General features: G+C 65.0%; 18 protein-coding genes. 14 read left to right on the forward strand and 4 right to left on the reverse strand.

The genetic code is table 11. The features are described 5' to 3' along the window. Positions 1 to 3: 3 nt before the first annotated feature. The 3 genes from sucD to mdh form a co-directional block, all read right to left on the reverse strand. Positions 4 to 885 (reverse strand): succinate--CoA ligase subunit alpha, encoded by an 882-nt coding sequence (gene sucD / locus ABWV23_RS10830; RefSeq protein ID WP_353347553.1) that lies wholly within the window; start codon positions 883 to 885, stop codon positions 4 to 6. A gap of 88 nt (positions 886 to 973) precedes the next feature. After that, positions 974 to 2,167, reverse strand: coding sequence for an ADP-forming succinate--CoA ligase subunit beta (gene sucC, locus ABWV23_RS10835; RefSeq protein WP_353347555.1), 1,194 nt, complete (start codon positions 2,165 to 2,167; stop codon positions 974 to 976). Positions 2,168 to 2,476: 309 nt separating this feature from the next. After that, a complete protein-coding gene (mdh, locus tag ABWV23_RS10840; RefSeq protein ID WP_353347557.1) occupies positions 2,477 to 3,439 on the reverse strand; it encodes a malate dehydrogenase in 963 nt (320 codons plus the stop codon). Positions 3,440 to 3,598: 159 nt separating this feature from the next. On the opposite strand from mdh, the gene ABWV23_RS10845 reads away from it, so the two are divergent. From ABWV23_RS10845 to ABWV23_RS10865, 5 genes are all read left to right on the forward strand, one after another. Then, a complete protein-coding gene (locus tag ABWV23_RS10845; RefSeq protein WP_353347559.1) occupies positions 3,599 to 4,354 on the forward strand; it encodes a sulfite exporter TauE/SafE family protein in 756 nt (251 codons plus the stop codon). Positions 4,355 to 4,578: 224 nt separating this feature from the next. Further along, a complete protein-coding gene (locus ABWV23_RS10850) occupies positions 4,579 to 5,436 on the forward strand; it encodes an HpcH/HpaI aldolase/citrate lyase family protein (RefSeq protein WP_353347561.1) in 858 nt (285 codons plus the stop codon). A gap of 6 nt (positions 5,437 to 5,442) precedes the next feature. Continuing rightward, a complete protein-coding gene (locus ABWV23_RS10855; RefSeq protein WP_353347563.1) occupies positions 5,443 to 5,994 on the forward strand; it encodes an NnrU family protein in 552 nt (183 codons plus the stop codon). Between the two features lie 8 nt (positions 5,995 to 6,002). Continuing rightward, positions 6,003 to 6,209, forward strand: a complete 207-nt coding sequence (locus ABWV23_RS10860) for a DUF1737 domain-containing protein (protein WP_353347565.1) — start codon at positions 6,003 to 6,005, stop codon at positions 6,207 to 6,209. Further along, the gene (locus ABWV23_RS10865) at positions 6,210 to 7,250 is read left to right on the forward strand and encodes a MaoC family dehydratase (protein ID WP_353347567.1); all 1,041 of its coding nucleotides are present in this window, start codon (positions 6,210 to 6,212) and stop codon (positions 7,248 to 7,250) included. 15 nt (positions 7,251 to 7,265) lie between these two features. On the opposite strand, the gene ABWV23_RS10870 is transcribed toward ABWV23_RS10865, so the two are convergent. Beyond that, positions 7,266 to 8,390 carry an alpha/beta fold hydrolase gene (locus tag ABWV23_RS10870; RefSeq protein ID WP_353347569.1) on the reverse strand — a complete coding sequence of 375 codons (1,125 nt, stop codon included), beginning with the start codon at positions 8,388 to 8,390 and terminating at the stop codon, positions 7,266 to 7,268. Positions 8,391 to 8,728: 338 nt separating this feature from the next. Here ABWV23_RS10870 and sdhC point away from each other — a divergent pair, with 338 nt between their 5' ends. From sdhC to ABWV23_RS10915, 9 genes are all read left to right on the forward strand, one after another. Then, on the forward strand, positions 8,729 to 9,112 hold the full coding sequence (gene sdhC / locus ABWV23_RS10875) for a succinate dehydrogenase, cytochrome b556 subunit (RefSeq protein WP_353347571.1): 384 nt from the start codon (positions 8,729 to 8,731) through the stop codon (positions 9,110 to 9,112). 11 nt (positions 9,113 to 9,123) lie between these two features. Further along, a complete protein-coding gene (sdhD, locus tag ABWV23_RS10880) occupies positions 9,124 to 9,495 on the forward strand; it encodes a succinate dehydrogenase, hydrophobic membrane anchor protein (protein WP_353347573.1) in 372 nt (123 codons plus the stop codon). A gap of 22 nt (positions 9,496 to 9,517) precedes the next feature. Then, positions 9,518 to 11,323, forward strand: coding sequence for a succinate dehydrogenase flavoprotein subunit (sdhA, locus tag ABWV23_RS10885; protein WP_353347575.1), 1,806 nt, complete (start codon positions 9,518 to 9,520; stop codon positions 11,321 to 11,323). Positions 11,324 to 11,337: 14 nt separating this feature from the next. Then, positions 11,338 to 12,117 carry a succinate dehydrogenase iron-sulfur subunit gene (locus tag ABWV23_RS10890; RefSeq protein ID WP_353347577.1) on the forward strand — a complete coding sequence of 260 codons (780 nt, stop codon included), beginning with the start codon at positions 11,338 to 11,340 and terminating at the stop codon, positions 12,115 to 12,117. A gap of 10 nt (positions 12,118 to 12,127) precedes the next feature. Further along, positions 12,128 to 12,841 (forward strand): ZIP family metal transporter, encoded by a 714-nt coding sequence (locus tag ABWV23_RS10895; RefSeq protein WP_353347579.1) that lies wholly within the window; start codon positions 12,128 to 12,130, stop codon positions 12,839 to 12,841. A gap of 104 nt (positions 12,842 to 12,945) precedes the next feature. After that, a complete protein-coding gene (locus tag ABWV23_RS10900; RefSeq protein WP_353347581.1) occupies positions 12,946 to 13,110 on the forward strand; it encodes a hypothetical protein in 165 nt (54 codons plus the stop codon). 69 nt (positions 13,111 to 13,179) lie between these two features. Beyond that, entirely contained in the window at positions 13,180 to 13,371 is a 192-nt protein-coding gene (locus tag ABWV23_RS10905; RefSeq protein ID WP_353347583.1) for a hypothetical protein, read from the forward strand. A gap of 211 nt (positions 13,372 to 13,582) precedes the next feature. Further along, the gene (locus tag ABWV23_RS10910) at positions 13,583 to 14,755 is read left to right on the forward strand and encodes a type III PLP-dependent enzyme (protein ID WP_353347585.1); all 1,173 of its coding nucleotides are present in this window, start codon (positions 13,583 to 13,585) and stop codon (positions 14,753 to 14,755) included. Between the two features lie 187 nt (positions 14,756 to 14,942). Further along, a complete protein-coding gene (locus ABWV23_RS10915) occupies positions 14,943 to 15,788 on the forward strand; it encodes an urea carboxylase-associated family protein (protein WP_353347587.1) in 846 nt (281 codons plus the stop codon). Position 15,789 lies beyond the last annotated feature (1 nt).

Raw genomic sequence — 15,789 nt, forward strand, 5'->3', positions numbered from 1 at the left:
TTGTTACCCGATCGCCTTCAGCACGGCTTCGCCAAGGCCCGCGGGGCTGTCGGCCACCACGATCCCGGCGGATTTCATCGCTTCGATCTTGTCCTCGGCGCCGCCCTTGCCACCGGCGACGATGGCTCCGGCGTGGCCCATGCGGCGGCCCGGAGGAGCAGTGCGACCGGCGATGAAGCCTGCGGTCGGTTTCCAGCGGCCCTTTTTCTTCTGTTCCTTGAGGAACTCGGCCGCTTCTTCTTCGGCGGAGCCACCGATTTCGCCGATCATGATGATCGACTGGGTCTCGTCATCGTCGAGGAACATGTCGAGCACGTCGATATGCTCGGTGCCCTTGATCGGGTCGCCGCCGATGCCGACGGCCGAGGACTGGCCCAGGCCGATGTCGGAAGTCTGCTTGACCGCCTCGTAGGTCAGGGTGCCGGAGCGCGAGACCACGCCGACCGAGCCACGCTTGTGGATGTGGCCGGGCATGATGCCGATCTTGCAGGCGCCGGGGGTGATGACGCCGGGGCAGTTCGGCCCGATCAGGGTCGAGTCGCTGTCCATCAGCGCGCGCTTGACCTTCATCATGTCGAGCACCGGGATGCCCTCGGTGATGCAGACGATCAGTTCCATCTCGGCGTCGATCGCCTCGAGGATCGAGTCGGCGGCGAAGGGGGGCGGCACGTAAATGACGGAGGCGTTGGCCTCGGTCACGGCCTTGGCCTCGTGCACCGAGTTGAAGACCGGCAGGTCGAGGTGGGTCTGGCCCCCTTTGCCGGGGGTGACGCCGCCGACCATCTTGGTGCCATAGGCGATGGCCTGTTCTGTGTGGAAGGTGCCCTGCGAGCCGGTCAGGCCCTGACAGATGACTTTGGTGTTTTCGTCGACGAGGACTGCCATTGTTGGCTACTCCTTTGAAATCCTACGTAGGGCGGGCAAGGTCTGCCCGCCGCGGGCTGCATCGGTGGGCTGATGGCCCACCCGAGGCTTACCCTTTGACTGCCTTGACGATCTTCTCGGCGCCATCGCTGAGGTTGTCGGCGGCGATCACGTTCAGACCGGAGCTGGCGATGATCTCCTTGCCCTTCTCGACGTTGGTGCCCTCGAGGCGGACCACCAGCGGAACCTGCAGGCCGACCTCTTTCACCGCGGCGATCACGCCCTCGGCGATCACGTCGCAGCGCATGATGCCGCCGAAGATGTTGACGAGGATGCCTTTGACGTTGGGATCGGAGGTGATGATCTTGAACGCCTCGGTCACCTTTTCCTTGGTGGCGCCGCCGCCGACGTCGAGGAAGTTGGCCGGTTCGGCACCGTAGAGCTTGATGATGTCCATGGTGGCCATCGCGAGGCCCGCCCCGTTGACCATGCAGCCGATCTCGCCGTCCAGCGCGATGTAGTTCAGGTCGTACTTGGAGGCTTCCAGTTCCTTGGGGTCTTCCTCGGTGGTGTCGCGCAGCTCGGCGATGTCGGGGTGGCGATAGATCGCGTTGCCGTCAAAGCCCAGCTTGGCGTCGAGCACCTTGAGGTTGCCGTCGGTCATGACGATCAGCGGGTTGATCTCGAGCATCTCCATGTCCTTCTCGACGAAGGCACGGTAGAGGTTGCCCATCAGCGCGACGCATTGCTTGACCTGTGCCCCTTCGAGGCCGAGGGCAAAGGCGATGCGACGGCCGTGGAACGGCTGGTAGCCGGTGGCCGGATCGACGGAGAAGGACAGGATCTTTTCCGGGGTGGAGGCGGCGACCTCTTCGATGTCCATGCCGCCCTCGGTCGAGCAGACGAAGGAGATGCGCGAGGTCACGCGGTCGACCAGCAGCGCGAGGTAAAGCTCGGAGGTGATGTCCGAGCCGTCCTCGATGTAGATGCGGTTGACCTGCTTGCCGGCCGGGCCAGTCTGGTGGGTGACCAGGGTCTTGCCCAGCATCTGCTTGGCCATTTCGGCGGCCTCTTCGACCGACTTGGCAAGGCGGACGCCGCCCTTTTCGCCGGCTTCGGGTTCCTTGAATTTACCCTTGCCGCGGCCGCCGGCGTGGATCTGGGCCTTGACGACCCAGAGCGGGCCGTCGAGTTCGCCGGCTGCGGTCTTGGCTTCGTCGGCCTTCAGCACCGGGCGGCCGTCGGACACCGGCGCGCCATAGCTGCGCAGAAGCGCCTTGGCTTGGTATTCGTGGATGTTCATGGATAAACTGTCCCGTCTGGCTGCGATTTACGCCTGTATAGGCATGTCTGCACGTCGCAGTTAAGGGTGTTTTCGGCCCGGGGAAAGGTTTTCGCGGAAAATAGCGCATTATGTGATCACACGCAAAAAATCCGTGATCACAAAGTCCGTGTCAGGGCCGTGTCACGATGCGGCGGGAATAGAATCAAGGGGAGTCAACCGGGGCGGCGCATCGCGGCAACGCGCCGGTGTATCGCGGTCCGCGAGGGCGGATGGAAAAGGGGCGCCGCTGAGCGGCGCCCCTGTCTGTCGTGCGGTTTGCGGGCCGGCTCAGGCCAGCGAGCTGTCGATGCCCTTGCAGGCCTCGACCAGGCCCTTCACGGCCTTGACCGAGTTGTCGAACATCGCCTGTTCGTCCTTGGTCATCTTGATGTCGATCACGCGCTCGATGCCGCCGGCGCCGATCACGGTGGGCACACCCACGTACATGTCCTTGAGGCCAAGGGCACCGTCGACGTAGGCGGCGCAGGGCAGCACGCGCTTCTGGTCCTTGAGATAGGCTTCGGCCATCTCGATGGCGCTGGTGGCCGGGGCGTAGAAGGCCGAGCCGGTTTTCAGCAGGCCGACGATCTCGGCGCCGCCGTCACGGGTGCGCTGGATGATGCTGTCGAGCTTGTCCTGCGTGGTCCAGCCCATCTCGACCAGGTCGGGCAGCGGGATGCCGGCGACGGTGGAGTAGCGCGCCAGCGGCACCATGGTGTCGCCGTGGCCGCCCAGAACGAAGGCGGTGACGTCCTTCATCGAGACGCCGAATTCCAGGCTGAGGAAGTGGCGGAAGCGGGCCGAGTCGAGCACGCCGGCCATGCCGCAGACCTTTTCATGCGGCAGGCCCGAGAATTCGCGCAGTGCCCAGACCATCGCATCGAGCGGGTTGGTGATGCAGATCACGAAGGCGTCGGGGGCGTGGTCGCGGATGCCTTCGCCGACCGATTTCATCACCTTGAGGTTGATGCCCAGCAGGTCGTCGCGGCTCATCCCCGGCTTGCGCGGGACACCGGCGGTCACGATGCAGACGTCGGCGCCGGCGATGTCCGCATAGGACTGGGTGCCGCGCAGCGCGGCGTCAAAGCCCTCGGAGGGGCCGGACTCGGCAATGTCGAGCGCCTTGCCTTCGGGGGTGCCTTCGGCGATGTCGAACAGCACGACGTCGCCAAGCTCTTTCAGCGCGGCGAGGTGGGCGAGCGTGCCGCCGATCTGACCTGCGCCGATCAGGGCAATCTTGGGTCTGGCCATGGAAATAGTCTCCGATCCGGTTGGAATTGGCGGTTGCCTAGTGCTTTACGGATGCGCGCGCAAGGCTTACGCACGGGGCGATGCCGCAGTGCGGCAAGTGGGTCGACCGGGGCAGGACCGGAAAAACGTCGAAAACACGGCGCGTTAGGAGAATTTGCGATGTTGGAGTTGAACGCCGGCTTTTTCGCCGTGGCGGCGCCTGCGGTGGTCTTTGCGGGGGTGTCCAAGGGCGGCTTCGGCTCGGGTGCGGCCTTTGCCGCCTCCACGATTCTGGCGCTGTTCCTCGAGCCGGGGCAGGCGCTTGGGGTGATGCTGCCGCTGTTGATGCTGATCGACGCGGCCTCGCTGAAACCCTACTGGCGGCGCTGGCACTGGCCCGATGCGCGGCTGTTGATCCTGGGCGGGGTGCCGGGCGTTGTGCTGGGCGTTGCGCTGTACCGGGTGGCGGACGCGGATCTGATGCGGCTGTTGATCGGCGGAATCTCGATCGCCTTCGTCGGCTGGCAGTTTGCGCGAGGGCGCGGCTGGATACGCGCATCGCGCGAAAGACTGCCGGGCTGGGCCGGGCTGCTGGCGGGGGTGGTGACCGGGTTCACCAGTTTCGTCAGCCACGCCGGAGGCCCGGCGGCGGCGGTCTATCTGTTGTCGCAGCGGCTGGACAAGACGCGCTACCAGGCCAGCACGGTGCTGATCTTCGGGGTGCTCAACTGCGTGAAGTTCGTGCCCTATGCATTCCTGGGCATGTTCACCTGGCAGACGGCGGTGGCAAACCTGGCGCTGGCGCCGTTCGCATTGCTGGGCACCTGGCTGGGGGTGCGGGCGCATGATCTGGTGCCCGAACGGCTGTTCTTCGGGCTGACCTATGTGTTGCTGCTGGTGACGGGGGGCAAGCTGATCTGGGACGGGTTGGGGTGAGGGGGCGTCTTTGACGCGTTGCCCGGCCCGCGCGCCCTGGCATCCCCGCGAAAGCGGGGACCTCGCGGCGCAACCGTCCAGGAGTCGGGATCCCCGCCTGCGCGGGGATGACATTTTTCGCGGGCATAACAGATGAGTTTCGCTGCGGCGCGGCGATTTCCCCTTGAATTTTCCGGAAAAGAATGCCCCTTTCCGGCGCAACATTATGACCCGAGGAGAGTTTCATGGATCCCCGTTCGCGCCCCTATCGTTCCGTCCTTTATATCCCCGGCTCCAAGCCGCGCGCGCTGGACAAGGCCCGCAGCCTGCCCGTGGATGCGATCATCTTCGATCTCGAGGACGCGGTTTCGGCGGATGAAAAGGAAAACGCGCGCGACACGCTGAAGGCGGCGCTGGCCGAGGGTGGCTATGGCGCGCGGGTCAAGATCGTGCGGATCAACGGGCTGGACACCGACTGGGGCGCCGACGACGCCCGCGCGGTCCGTGACATGGATGTGGACGCGGTCCTGCTGCCCAAGGTGGGCAGCGCGGCTGACCTCGACGCGCTGGCCGAGATTACCGGCGACCTGCCGATCTGGGCGATGATGGAGACGCCCAAGGGCATGTTGAACGCCGCCTCGATCGCGGCGCATCCGCGGCTGGCGGGCATGGTGATGGGCACCAACGACCTGGCAAAGGAGTTGCAGACGCGGTTCCGGCCCGACCGGCTGCCGCTGATGACCGGGCTTGGCCTGTGCGTGTTGGCGGCCAAGGCCGAGGGATTGGTGATCGTCGACGGCGTCTACAACGCCTTCAAGGATGACGAGGGGCTGGCCGCTGAATGCGCTCAGGGCCGCGACATGGGGTTCGACGGCAAGACCCTGATCCACCCGGCGCAGGTCGAGGTGACCAACGCCGCCTTTGCCCCCTCGGACGAAGAAATCGACCTGGCCCGGCGCCAGATCGCCGCCTTTGAAGAGGTCGAAGCCTCGGGGCAGGGGGTGGCGGTGGTCGACGGCAAGATCGTCGAGAACCTTCATGTTGTCACCGCGCGGGAAATTCTGGCAAAAGCCGAGGCAATTGAAGCGCTGCAAGCGGGGTAGCCAGCGATGGGTTTTGTTCTTCTGATTCTGGGCGTGGCGCTGTGGTGGGCGGCGCATCTGTTCAAGCGGGTGGCGCCGGCGCGCCGCGCCGCGATGGGCGACAAGGGCAAGGGCGCGGTGGCGCTGGTGATCCTGGGGGCCGTGATCCTGATGATCCTTGGCTATCGGATGGCCGACGGCGCGTTCTTCTGGGGGCGTCACCCGGCCACGGTGGGGATCAACAACCTGCTGATGTTGGTGGCGCTTTACCTGACCTCTCCGGGGCCGTCGAAGGGGGCGCTGCTCTACCGGATGCGGCATCCGATGCTGACCGGGGTCCTTTTGTGGTCGGTGGCGCATCTCCTGGTGAACGGCGATGTGCCCTCGTTCATCCTGTTCGGCGGTCTGGGAATCTGGACCATCGTCGAGATGGGCGTGATCAACCGGGCCGAGCCGGACTGGACCCCGCCGGCGAAGGGCAGCCTGGGCAAGGACGCGATGTTCCTGGCGATCAGCGCGGTGCTGTTGGTGGTGATCGGCTACATCCACCTGTGGCTTGGCTATCCGGCATTTGGGTGAGGACGAAGATGAGCACGATTTACCGTTTCCTGACCGAGGACGACACCTCGGCGTTTTGCCACAAGGTCAGCGCGGCGCTGGCCAAGGGGTGGGTGCTGCAGGGGCCGCCCACCTATGCCTTTGACGCGGCGCGCGGTGTGATGCGCTGTGGCCAGGCGGTCACCAAACAGGTGGAGGCCGCCTATTCCCCCGACATGAAACTAGGAGAACAGTGAATGGCCCAGAGCCAGCAAAAAACCAACCCGGGCCGGTTTTTCGAGGATTACGCGGTCGGGGACGTGTTGAAGCACGCGGTTCCGCGCACCGTCTCGGGGGGCGAGCGGGCGCTGTACCATGCGCTCTACCCGGCGCGGCACGCGCTTTATTCCTCGGACACATTCGCGCAGGCCTGCGGGCTGGCGTCCTCTCCGATCGACGATCTGGCCGCCTTTCACGTGGTGTTCGGCAAGACGGTGCCGGATGTTTCGCTGAACGCGGTGGCGAACCTTGGCTATGCCGAGGGGCGGTGGCTGAAGCCGGTCTTTGCGGGCGATACCCTACGCTCGGAGTCCGAGGTGATCGGGGTCAAGCAGAACTCCAGCGGCAAGACCGGCGTGGTCTATGTGCGTACCCGTGGCCTGAACCAGCGCGACGAGGTGGTGATGGAATACGTGCGCTGGGTGATGGTGCGCAAATCCGATCTTGACGCGCCGGCGCCCGAGGCGGTGGTGCCCGAGCTGAAAAAGGGGCTGGCCGCTGCGGATCTGGTGATCCCCGAAGGGCTGGATTTCAGCGATTACGATTTCGATCTGGCGGGCGAGCCGCATCGCTGGGGCGATTACGAGATCGGCGAACAGATCGACCACGTCGACGGTGTCACCATCGAAGAGGCGGAGCACATGATGGCCACGCGCCTTTGGCAGAACACCGCCAAGGTGCATTTCGACCTGACCTTTCGCCCTGACGGGCGGCTGATCTACGGCGGGCACGTGATCAGCATGGCGCGGGCGCTGTCGTTCAACGGGCTGGCCAATGCGCAGATGATCGTCGGGCTGAACGGCGGGGCGCATGCCAACCCCTGTTTCGCCGGCGACACGGTCAAGGCGTGGTCCGAGGTGCTGGACAAGGCCGAGACCAGTGCGCCGGGTGTCGGCGCGGTGCGGCTGCGGCTGGTGGCGACCAAGGGCGGCGCGCCGTTCGAGTTGCGCGGCGCCGATGGCAAGTACCTGCCCGATGTGCTGCTCGATCTCGACTACTGGGCGTTGATGCCGATGTAAGGATGTGCGGCGGGGTCAGGCCCCGCCGTTTTCCTTGAGCCAGTTGGCAATCACCGGCCATTCCTCGGCCAGCGTGTGGGATCCCATGAACAGACCGATATGGCCGCCGGGGACAAGTTTCTCGGTGATCTTCTCTTCCGGGGTGCCGATCAGGTCGCGGGCGGCAAACACCTGTTCCCGGGTGGTGATGTCGTCATTCTCGCCCGCCAGCAGGTAGGTCGGGCAGGTGATCTGTTTCAGCGACAGTTTCTGCCCCAGCGCGATGAACTCGCCCTTGGCGAACAGGTTCTGTTTGAACAGCAGGTCGATCGCCTGGATGTAATAGACCCCGGGCAGATCGAGCGGGTTTTCGTACCAGCTTTCAAAGGTCTTGGTCCGCTTGATGTAATCGAGGTCGTCCATCTGGGCGTAGAGGTCGAGGTATTTCCCCAGGTAGTGCTTGTCGGGGTGCATGTTCTTCCAGCCCGCCAGCATGTAGCGGCCCGGCATCCGTCCGTGACCCCGTTTGATCAGCGTCTTGTAAAAGCTGAGCGGAAGGTGGTGCGCCATGTCGCGGATTGGTCCGTCCCCGGCATCGGTGTCGATCGGCGATCCGGCGAGCACCAGGCTTTCCACCTTGTCGGGAAACCGGCAGGCATACATCGCCGACATCCAACCGCCCTGACACAGGCCGACCAGATTGACCCGCCCGCCCAGATCGTCGACCACGACGTTGATCTCGGCCAGGTACTTGTCGATGTCGAAATTGCGCATCTCGGGGGTGGCGGATTTCCAGTCGGTCACCAGCAACCGACCGATCCCGTTGTCCAGCAGGGTTCTGGCCAGGCTCTGCCCCTCGGAGAAGTCCGCGATGGTCGAGCTGTGGCCCGCGAAGGGGGCGTCGATCAGGACCGGGATGCCCTTGGCGTCGTCCGCCGAGAAATCCCGCAGCCGCATGGTGTCCAGATCCAGGCGAATGGTGTTGGGGGTTGCCCATTTCGGGTCGGGCGGGTGCGCGACTTTTCCGGCGAGATCGACGAATTTCATGTTGCGCTGGAACAGGTCCAGCCCCAGTTCGCCCATTTCGACCCCGGCCGCCAGGGGCCAGAAGAACGGGACGCTGCTTTCATGGATCGGTGTCTTGCTTTCAGGCTGAGTCATCGCGACGTTCCTTTTGATCCGCGGATCTCCTCCCCTGCCCTTGATATTTCGGCGCGTGGCGGGGCGGATGCAAGGGCGGACGCCGAGGACGCGCAGGAAACAGCCGCAGGGTGGGTGGGTGCGCAGGAGAGCCAGACTCAAGGCGACGCCGCACATGTTCCGGTGCGAGGTGGCGGCGTGAAACCCCGATTTTCGTGATCACGCGCCGGTTTCATGTGATCACATTTAAGAAATTCTGCACTGCCGCATCAAAAAACCATGGAATTTGATACGCCGCGCACGTGACACTGGCACAAGAAAAGGCGTAGTAAAACGCAGCCAACCGGAAAGGAGCCAACATGGCCGATGTCAATCGGGGCGAACGCCCGCTTTCGCCGCACCTCTCGATCTATCGCCCTCAGCTTACCTCAATCACCTCGATCCTGACCCGGATCACCGGCAACGCGTTGCTGGTGGCGGCGGTTCTGATCGTCTGGTGGTTTCTCGCCGCAGCAACCTCGCCAGAGTATTTCGCCCTGGCCGACGCGGTGATCACGAGCTGGTTCGGAGATCTGGTGATGTTCCTGTCGCTCTGGGCGTTGTGGTATCACACGCTGGCCGGGATCCGGCACCTGATCTGGGACAATGCCAAGATGCTGGAACTTGACGCCGCGACCAAGCTGGGCTGGGCCATCATCGCGGGCTCTGTCCTGCTGACCCTGTTCACCGTCGTCGTGATCTGAAGGAGGTTCCCATGCGTTACATTACCGACCGCAAGCGCGTCGACGGCCTGGGCGCCGCCAAGTCCGGCGTACATCATTTCTGGGTGATGAAGGTCAGCTCCGTCGCCCTGCTGGGGCTGATCCCGCTGTTCGTCTTTACCTTTGGCCCGATGCTGGGCCAGCCGCATGACGTGGTGCTCGAGTATTTCTCGCGGCCGTTCCCGGCGATCGTCGCGGCGCTGACCATCCTGGTCAGCTTCCGTCACTTCAAGGACGGTGTGCAGGTGCTGATCGAGGACTATGTCCACGGCTGGGCGCAACGGGCATTGATCATCGCGATGATCCTGCTGAGCTACTCGGCGGCGGCTGTCGGCCTGTTCGCCATCGCCCGCATCGCGCTCTAACTCCGAACGGGAGACAAGAAGAATGGCTGCTTACGAATTTGAAACCCACGAATACGACGTGGTGGTTGTCGGTGCCGGTGGCGCCGGTCTGCGCGCGACGCTGGGCATGGCCGAGCAGGGGCTGCGCACCGCCTGCGTGACCAAGGTGTTCCCGACCCGGTCGCACACGGTGGCGGCACAGGGGGGCATCGCCGCCTCGCTGTCCAACATGGGGCCGGACAACTGGCAGTGGCACATGTACGACACCGTCAAGGGGTCGGACTGGCTGGGCGATACCGACGCGATGGAATACCTGACGCGGTCCGCCCCCAAGGCGGTGTACGAGCTGGAGCACTACGGCGTGCCGTTCAGCCGGACCGAAGAGGGCAAGATCTATCAGCGCCCGTTCGGCGGCCACACCACCGAGTTCGGCGATGGTCCGCCGGTGCAGCGCACCTGCGCCGCCGCCGACCGCACCGGCCACGCGATCCTGCACACGCTGTATGGTCAGAGCCTCAAGAACAACGCGGAATTCTACATCGAGTATTTCGCCATCGACCTGATCATGTCGGACGACGGCGTCTGCCAGGGTGTCGTGTGCTGGAAGCTGGATGACGGTACCATGCACGTGTTCAACGCCAAGACCGTGGTGCTGGCCACCGGCGGTTACGGACGCGCCTTCTTCTCCTGCACCTCGGCGCATACCTGCACCGGCGACGGTGGCGGCATGGTGACACGCGCGGGCCTGCCGATGCAGGACATGGAGTTCGTGCAGTTCCACCCGACCGGCATCTATGGCGCCGGCTGCCTGATCACCGAGGGCGCCCGCGGCGAAGGCGGCTATCTGACCAACTCCGAGGGCGAACGGTTCATGGAGCGCTATGCGCCCCAGTACAAGGACCTGGCGCCGCGCGACTATGTCAGCCGCTCGATGACCATGGAGATCCGCGAGGGTCGCGGGGTCGGCGAGCTGGGCGATCACATCCACCTGAACCTGAGCCACCTGCCGCCCGAGGCGCTGGCGGAACGGCTGCCGGGGATCTCGGAAAGCGCCAAGATTTTCGCCGGCGTCGACGTGACCAAGGAGCCGATCCCGGTTCTGCCCACGGTGCACTACAACATGGGCGGCATTCCGACCAACTACTGGGGCGAGGTTCTGAACCCCACCGCCGAGGATCCCAACGCGGTCGTGCCCGGCCTGATGGCCGTGGGCGAGGCGGGCTGTGCCAGCGTGCACGGCGCCAACCGGCTTGGCTCCAACTCGCTGATCGACCTGGTGGTCTTTGGTCGCGCAGCCGCGATCCGCGCCGGCAAGGTGGTCGACCCCGAGGCGCCGAACCCCGAGCTGAACACCGCCTCGGTCGACAAGGCGTTTGACCGGTTCGACGGGCTGCGCCACGCCAAGGGCGGCCTGCCCACCGCCGAGTTGCGGCTGGAGATGCAGCGCACCATGCAGGCGGACGCGGCGGTGTTCCGCACCGACAAGACGCTGAAGGAAGGCGTCGAGAAGATGACCGCGATCGCCGCCAAGATGGGCGACCTGTCCGTCACCGACCGCAGCCTGGTGTGGAACAGCGACCTGATGGAAACGCTGGAACTGACCAACCTGATGCCCAACGCGCTGGCCACCATCCACGGCGCCGAGGCCCGCAAGGAAAGCCGCGGCGCCCATGCCTCGGAGGATCACCCCGCGCGCGACGACGAGAACTGGCGCGTGCACACGATCAGCCGCGTCGAGGGCAACCAGGTTGATCTGAGCTATCGCCCGGTGATCCTCGACCCGCTGACCACCGAGGCGGAAGGCGGCATCGAGCTCAAGAAAATCGCGCCCAAGGCGCGGACCTTCTGAGGAGAGACAGACCCATGGTTCAACTTGCACTCCCGAAGAATTCCCGGATCACCACCGGCAAGACCTGGCCGAAGCCCGAGGGCGCGACCAACCTGCGGACGTTCAAGATCTATCGCTGGAACCCGGACGACGGGCAGAACCCGCGTGTCGACACCTATTTCGTCGACATGGACAAATGCGGGCCGATGGTTCTGGACGCGCTGATCAAGATCAAGAACGAGATCGACCCGACCCTGACCTTTCGCCGGTCCTGCCGCGAGGGGATCTGTGGCTCTTGCGCGATGAACATCGACGGGATCAACACGCTGGCCTGCATCTATGGTCTCGACGAGATCAAGGGTGACGTGAAGATCTATCCGCTGCCGCACATGCCGGTGGTCAAGGACCTGATCCCCGACCTGACGCATTTCTATGCCCAGCACGCCAGCATCATGCCCTGGCTGGAGACCAAGACCAACCGCCCGGCGAAAGAGTGGAAGCAGTCGATCGAGGACCGCAAGAAACTCGACGGGCTGTATGAATGCGTGATGTGTGCCTCCTGCTCGACCTCCTGCCCGAGCTACTGGTGGAACGGCGATCGGTACCTGGGACCGGCCGCGCTGCTGCATGCCTATCGCTGGATCATCGACAGCCGCGACGAGGCCACCGGCGAGCGTCTGGATCAGCTTGAGGATCCGTTCAAGCTGTATCGCTGCCACACGATCATGAACTGCACCAAGACCTGCCCCAAGGGGCTGAACCCGGCGAAGGCCATCGCCGAGATCAAGAACCTGATGGTGAAACGCGCGGTCTGAGATCGGGGTCATGGACCCTCTGACCGGCGTGATCCTGCTGGCCGGGGCGGCGGGGATTTCCCTGCCGCTCGGCGGGGTGCTGGCGCGGATCGCCTACAGTCACGAAAAAGAGTTCACCGAACCGGTGATGCACGCGCTGATCGCCTTTGGCGGCGGCGCGCTTTTGTCTGCGGTGGCGCTGGTGCTGGTGCCGGAAGGCGCGGAGATGCTGCCGCCCTGGTTGGCGCTGGGGCTGCTGTTCCTGGGCGGTGTCACCTTTTACCTGGTCGACCGCCGGCTGGAGCGCAGCGGCGGCAGCGGCGGCGCGCTGTTGGTGGCGATGTTGCTGGATTTCCTGCCCGAGGCGCTGGCGCTGGGCGCGATACTGGTGACCGAGGCGGCCACCGCCAAGCTGCTGGCGCTGATGATCTTTCTGCAGAACGTGCCCGAAGGGTTTTCCGCCTTTGGCGAGATCTGGCGCAACGGGGTGGCGGCGGGGCCGCTGATGGCGATCTTTGTCGCTTTGGCCGGACTCGGGCCGCTCTGTGCGGTGCTTGGCATGAGTGTCCTGGCCGGGCAGCCTGCCATACTGGGCGGCATCATGATTTTCGCCGCCGGGGGGATCCTGTACCTGGTGTTCCAGGACGTGGCCCCCGCCGTGCGCACCCGCGACAGCAGTGCGCCGGCGCTCGGCGCGGTGCTGGGGTTCGGGCTGGGGCTGGCGGGTGCGTTGATGATCGGGTGATGCAAAAAGCGCATGGCAAGATTGCGTTATTGTCCGATGCGGCAGTGCAGCATCGGCCCTAGGTTACGCCTCAGGGAGGGCCTCTGAAAACGCCGGAGCGACCCATGAGCAATACCGTTGAACAATCGGAATACACCGCCGAAGACAAAGCCCGCGCCGCCCTGCAGGTGCTGGAAGAGGCTTGGGCTTATTACACCCCGGAGCCGCTTCCGGCCCATGCGGAGTCCGATGCGGTGAGCGAGCTTTTCCAGTATCACGCCGCCGCCTGACGGCCTTCTGGCCGTGCCGCGAACAATGCGTTAGGCAAGGCCCGCACCGTATGGGAGGGGGGCTTGCCCGTGTTGTATCTGGTCCTGTTCGTGGGTGTCGCCGGGTATTTCGTCTGGCGCCACCACTTCAGCTCGCTCAGCCGTGACTGCCGCTGGCGGCTGGACCGGGCGGGCGGTGTCTGGCGCTGTGCCGCCTGTGGCGGCGAACTGCCGGACGGGGCAAAGGGCGCCCCGCGGATATGCCTGAAAAACAACGATTGACGGCGCGCGCAGAAAAACATCGCGCGCGCGATATTTCCTCTTGATCGACTCGGGCTTTGGCCCGATATGCGCGGTCAAGACGCCAACGCACGCGCCTCTGGCGAAAGGGGTTCCAAAGTCCCCTATGGTTACGTAGCGACGGTAACGTCTCCTTTTGAAGTGAGCGGTCTGCGCCGGGAAACCGGAATGGCCGGGTCTTATGGAGATGACCATGAACGCATACGTAACCGAGTTTTCGGTGGCAAAAGACGTGCGCCCGCACGACCGCATCGAAAACTTCATCCGCTCGACCCGGTTCGATCACCCGACGCTGGTGCTGGACGTGGATCGCGTCGCCGATCAGTTCCACGCGCTGAAGGCCGGGCTGGGCCGCGCGCGCATCCACTATGCCGTCAAGGCCAACCCGGCGCGAGAGATCGTCGAGCGGCTGGTCAACCTCGGCTCGGGCTTTGACGCCGCGTCGCGCGCCGAGATCGAGTTGTGCCTGTCGCTGGGCGCGCATCCGGAGCATATCTCGTTCGGCAACACGGTGAAAAAGCCGCGCGATATCGAGTTCGCCTTTCACGCCGGTGTCACCCTGTTCGCCGCCGATGCCGAGGAAGAGCTGGAAAAGATCGCTGTGCACGCGCCCGGGTCGCGCGTCTATATCCGCCTGATCGTCGATGCCTCCGAGGCCGATTGGCCGCTGTCGCGCAAGTTCGGCTGCGCCCGCGACAAGGCGACTTCGCTGATGGACCAGGCGGTCGCGCTGGGGCTGGCGCCGGTCGGCCTGTCGTTCCACGTAGGAAGCCAGACCAAGCGGGCGGCTATGTGGACCGCGACGCTGGACCAGGTGGCCGCCGTCTGGCGCGCCGCGCGCGCGGCCGGGCATGAGCTGGAGTTGCTGAACATCGGCGGCGGGTTCCCGGCCTATTACGGCGAAGAGATCGAGGGGCCGACCGCCTATGCCGCGCGGGTGATGGAACTGGTGACCGAGCGGTTCGGGGAGGAGGCAGAGATCATGGCCGAGCCGGGGCGCGGGCTGGTGGCCGAGGCCGGCATGATCGCCGCCGAGGTGCTGCTGGTCAGCCGAAAGTCCGACAGCGACCTGCATCGCTGGGTTTACCTCGATATCGGCAAGTTCTCGGGGCTGGCCGAGACCATGGACGAGGCGATCCGCTATCAGTTCGTGACCGAGCGCGATCACGAGCCGATGGGCGCCTGTATCCTGGCCGGGCCGTCCTGTGACAGTGCCGATGTGCTTTATGAAAAGCGCCCCGTGGAATTGCCGCTGGGGCTGAAGGCAGGCGATCGCATCCTGATCCGCAACTGCGGCGCCTATACCTCGACCTATGCCTCGGTCGGCTTCAACGGGTTTCCGCCGCTGGATGTCGTGGTGATCTGAGCGGGGCGATCATCGACGGGGCGGCCCGGCGTTTCGGCCGGGCAGTGGGCGCTGCCCCCGTCGCCTGCGGCGCCTCCCCCGGAGTATTTTTGCAGAGAAGAAGGACGGGGGTGGGGGAATTCGGCTCTGCCCTTGCGCTTTTACCGCGCGCGCGGTTTTGTGGGGCGAAACGACCGAGAGCATTGCCATGACCCAGGCCCCCGAGGATGCCGAGGCGCGCCGCGCCGTCGAACCGGTGATCTGTTATCCCAACGACGCGCTGCCGCGGCCCGATCTGGCGCTGTATGCCCGGGCGCGGGCCGGGGCGGTGAAGGTGGGCGAGGTGATCGCGCCACCGCGCGAGGCGGCCTGTTTCGAGGTCGCGGCGGGGCAGTTTTTCCGCATCTCCTGCATCGAGGGGCCGCAGGTGGGGGATTTGAACCTGTGGAACGCGCAGGACCTTGGCGAGCGGTTCTATTCCGGCAAGACGCGGGCGTTGCATGGCACCCATGTGACGACGGGAGAGCGGCTGTGGAGCAGTTTTCCCGCGATGCGGCCAATTGCGACGATTACCGAAGACACGCTGTCCTGGTACGGGATCGATTCATTCGGCGGCTCGGTCCATGACGTGATCGGCACGCGCTGCGACCCCTATACGCACAACCTTTTGGCGGGGGGGCAGTATCACCATTGCTGCCACTCGAACCTGACACGGGCGCTGGCGGATCACGTGGGGCTGTCGCTGACCGAGGCGGAGCAGCACGTGCATGACGTGCTGAATGTCTTCATGTGTACCGGGTTCACCCGCGAGACCGGGCAGTATTTCATGAAGGCGAGCCCGGTGCGGCCCGGAGATCACCTGGAATTCTTCGCCGAGATCGACCTGCTGGGCGCGCTCAGCGCCTGTCCCGGCGGCGATTGTTCGGCAGAGCATTCCAGCGATGCGGCGGCCTGTCACCCGCTGCGGATCGAGGTGTTCGCCCCCGAGGCGGGCGCCCTCGAGGGATGGGCGCCGCCGCCGGTGAACGGGTATGACCGCAGTCACGGGCGTTGAG

Source organism: Aquicoccus sp. SU-CL01552 (genome assembly GCF_040365005.1).
Taxonomy (GTDB): domain Bacteria; phylum Pseudomonadota; class Alphaproteobacteria; order Rhodobacterales; family Rhodobacteraceae; genus Antarcticimicrobium.

What these genes read in the sequence shown, in the direction of transcription:
- ABWV23_RS10900 (WP_353347581.1), top strand. Translation starts at nt 12,946, where the DNA reads ATGAGCAATACCGTTGAACAATCGGAATACACCGCCGAAGACAAAGCC.
- ABWV23_RS10845 (WP_353347559.1), top strand. Translation starts at nt 3,599, where the DNA reads ATGTTGGAGTTGAACGCCGGCTTTTTCGCCGTGGCGGCGCCTGCGGTG.
- ABWV23_RS10870 (WP_353347569.1), bottom strand. Translation starts at nt 8,390, where the DNA reads ATGACTCAGCCTGAAAGCAAGACACCGATCCATGAAAGCAGCGTCCCG.
- ABWV23_RS10865 (WP_353347567.1), top strand. Translation starts at nt 6,210, where the DNA reads ATGGCCCAGAGCCAGCAAAAAACCAACCCGGGCCGGTTTTTCGAGGAT.
- ABWV23_RS10895 (WP_353347579.1), top strand. Translation starts at nt 12,128, where the DNA reads ATGGACCCTCTGACCGGCGTGATCCTGCTGGCCGGGGCGGCGGGGATT.
- mdh (WP_353347557.1), bottom strand. Translation starts at nt 3,439, where the DNA reads ATGGCCAGACCCAAGATTGCCCTGATCGGCGCAGGTCAGATCGGCGGC.
- sdhC (WP_353347571.1), top strand. Translation starts at nt 8,729, where the DNA reads ATGGCCGATGTCAATCGGGGCGAACGCCCGCTTTCGCCGCACCTCTCG.
- ABWV23_RS10860 (WP_353347565.1), top strand. Translation starts at nt 6,003, where the DNA reads ATGAGCACGATTTACCGTTTCCTGACCGAGGACGACACCTCGGCGTTT.
- ABWV23_RS10915 (WP_353347587.1), top strand. Translation starts at nt 14,943, where the DNA reads ATGACCCAGGCCCCCGAGGATGCCGAGGCGCGCCGCGCCGTCGAACCG.
- ABWV23_RS10850 (WP_353347561.1), top strand. Translation starts at nt 4,579, where the DNA reads ATGGATCCCCGTTCGCGCCCCTATCGTTCCGTCCTTTATATCCCCGGC.
- ABWV23_RS10910 (WP_353347585.1), top strand. Translation starts at nt 13,583, where the DNA reads ATGAACGCATACGTAACCGAGTTTTCGGTGGCAAAAGACGTGCGCCCG.
- ABWV23_RS10855 (WP_353347563.1), top strand. Translation starts at nt 5,443, where the DNA reads ATGGGTTTTGTTCTTCTGATTCTGGGCGTGGCGCTGTGGTGGGCGGCG.
- sdhD (WP_353347573.1), top strand. Translation starts at nt 9,124, where the DNA reads ATGCGTTACATTACCGACCGCAAGCGCGTCGACGGCCTGGGCGCCGCC.
- ABWV23_RS10890 (WP_353347577.1), top strand. Translation starts at nt 11,338, where the DNA reads ATGGTTCAACTTGCACTCCCGAAGAATTCCCGGATCACCACCGGCAAG.
- sucD (WP_353347553.1), bottom strand. Translation starts at nt 885, where the DNA reads ATGGCAGTCCTCGTCGACGAAAACACCAAAGTCATCTGTCAGGGCCTG.
- sdhA (WP_353347575.1), top strand. Translation starts at nt 9,518, where the DNA reads ATGGCTGCTTACGAATTTGAAACCCACGAATACGACGTGGTGGTTGTC.
- sucC (WP_353347555.1), bottom strand. Translation starts at nt 2,167, where the DNA reads ATGAACATCCACGAATACCAAGCCAAGGCGCTTCTGCGCAGCTATGGC.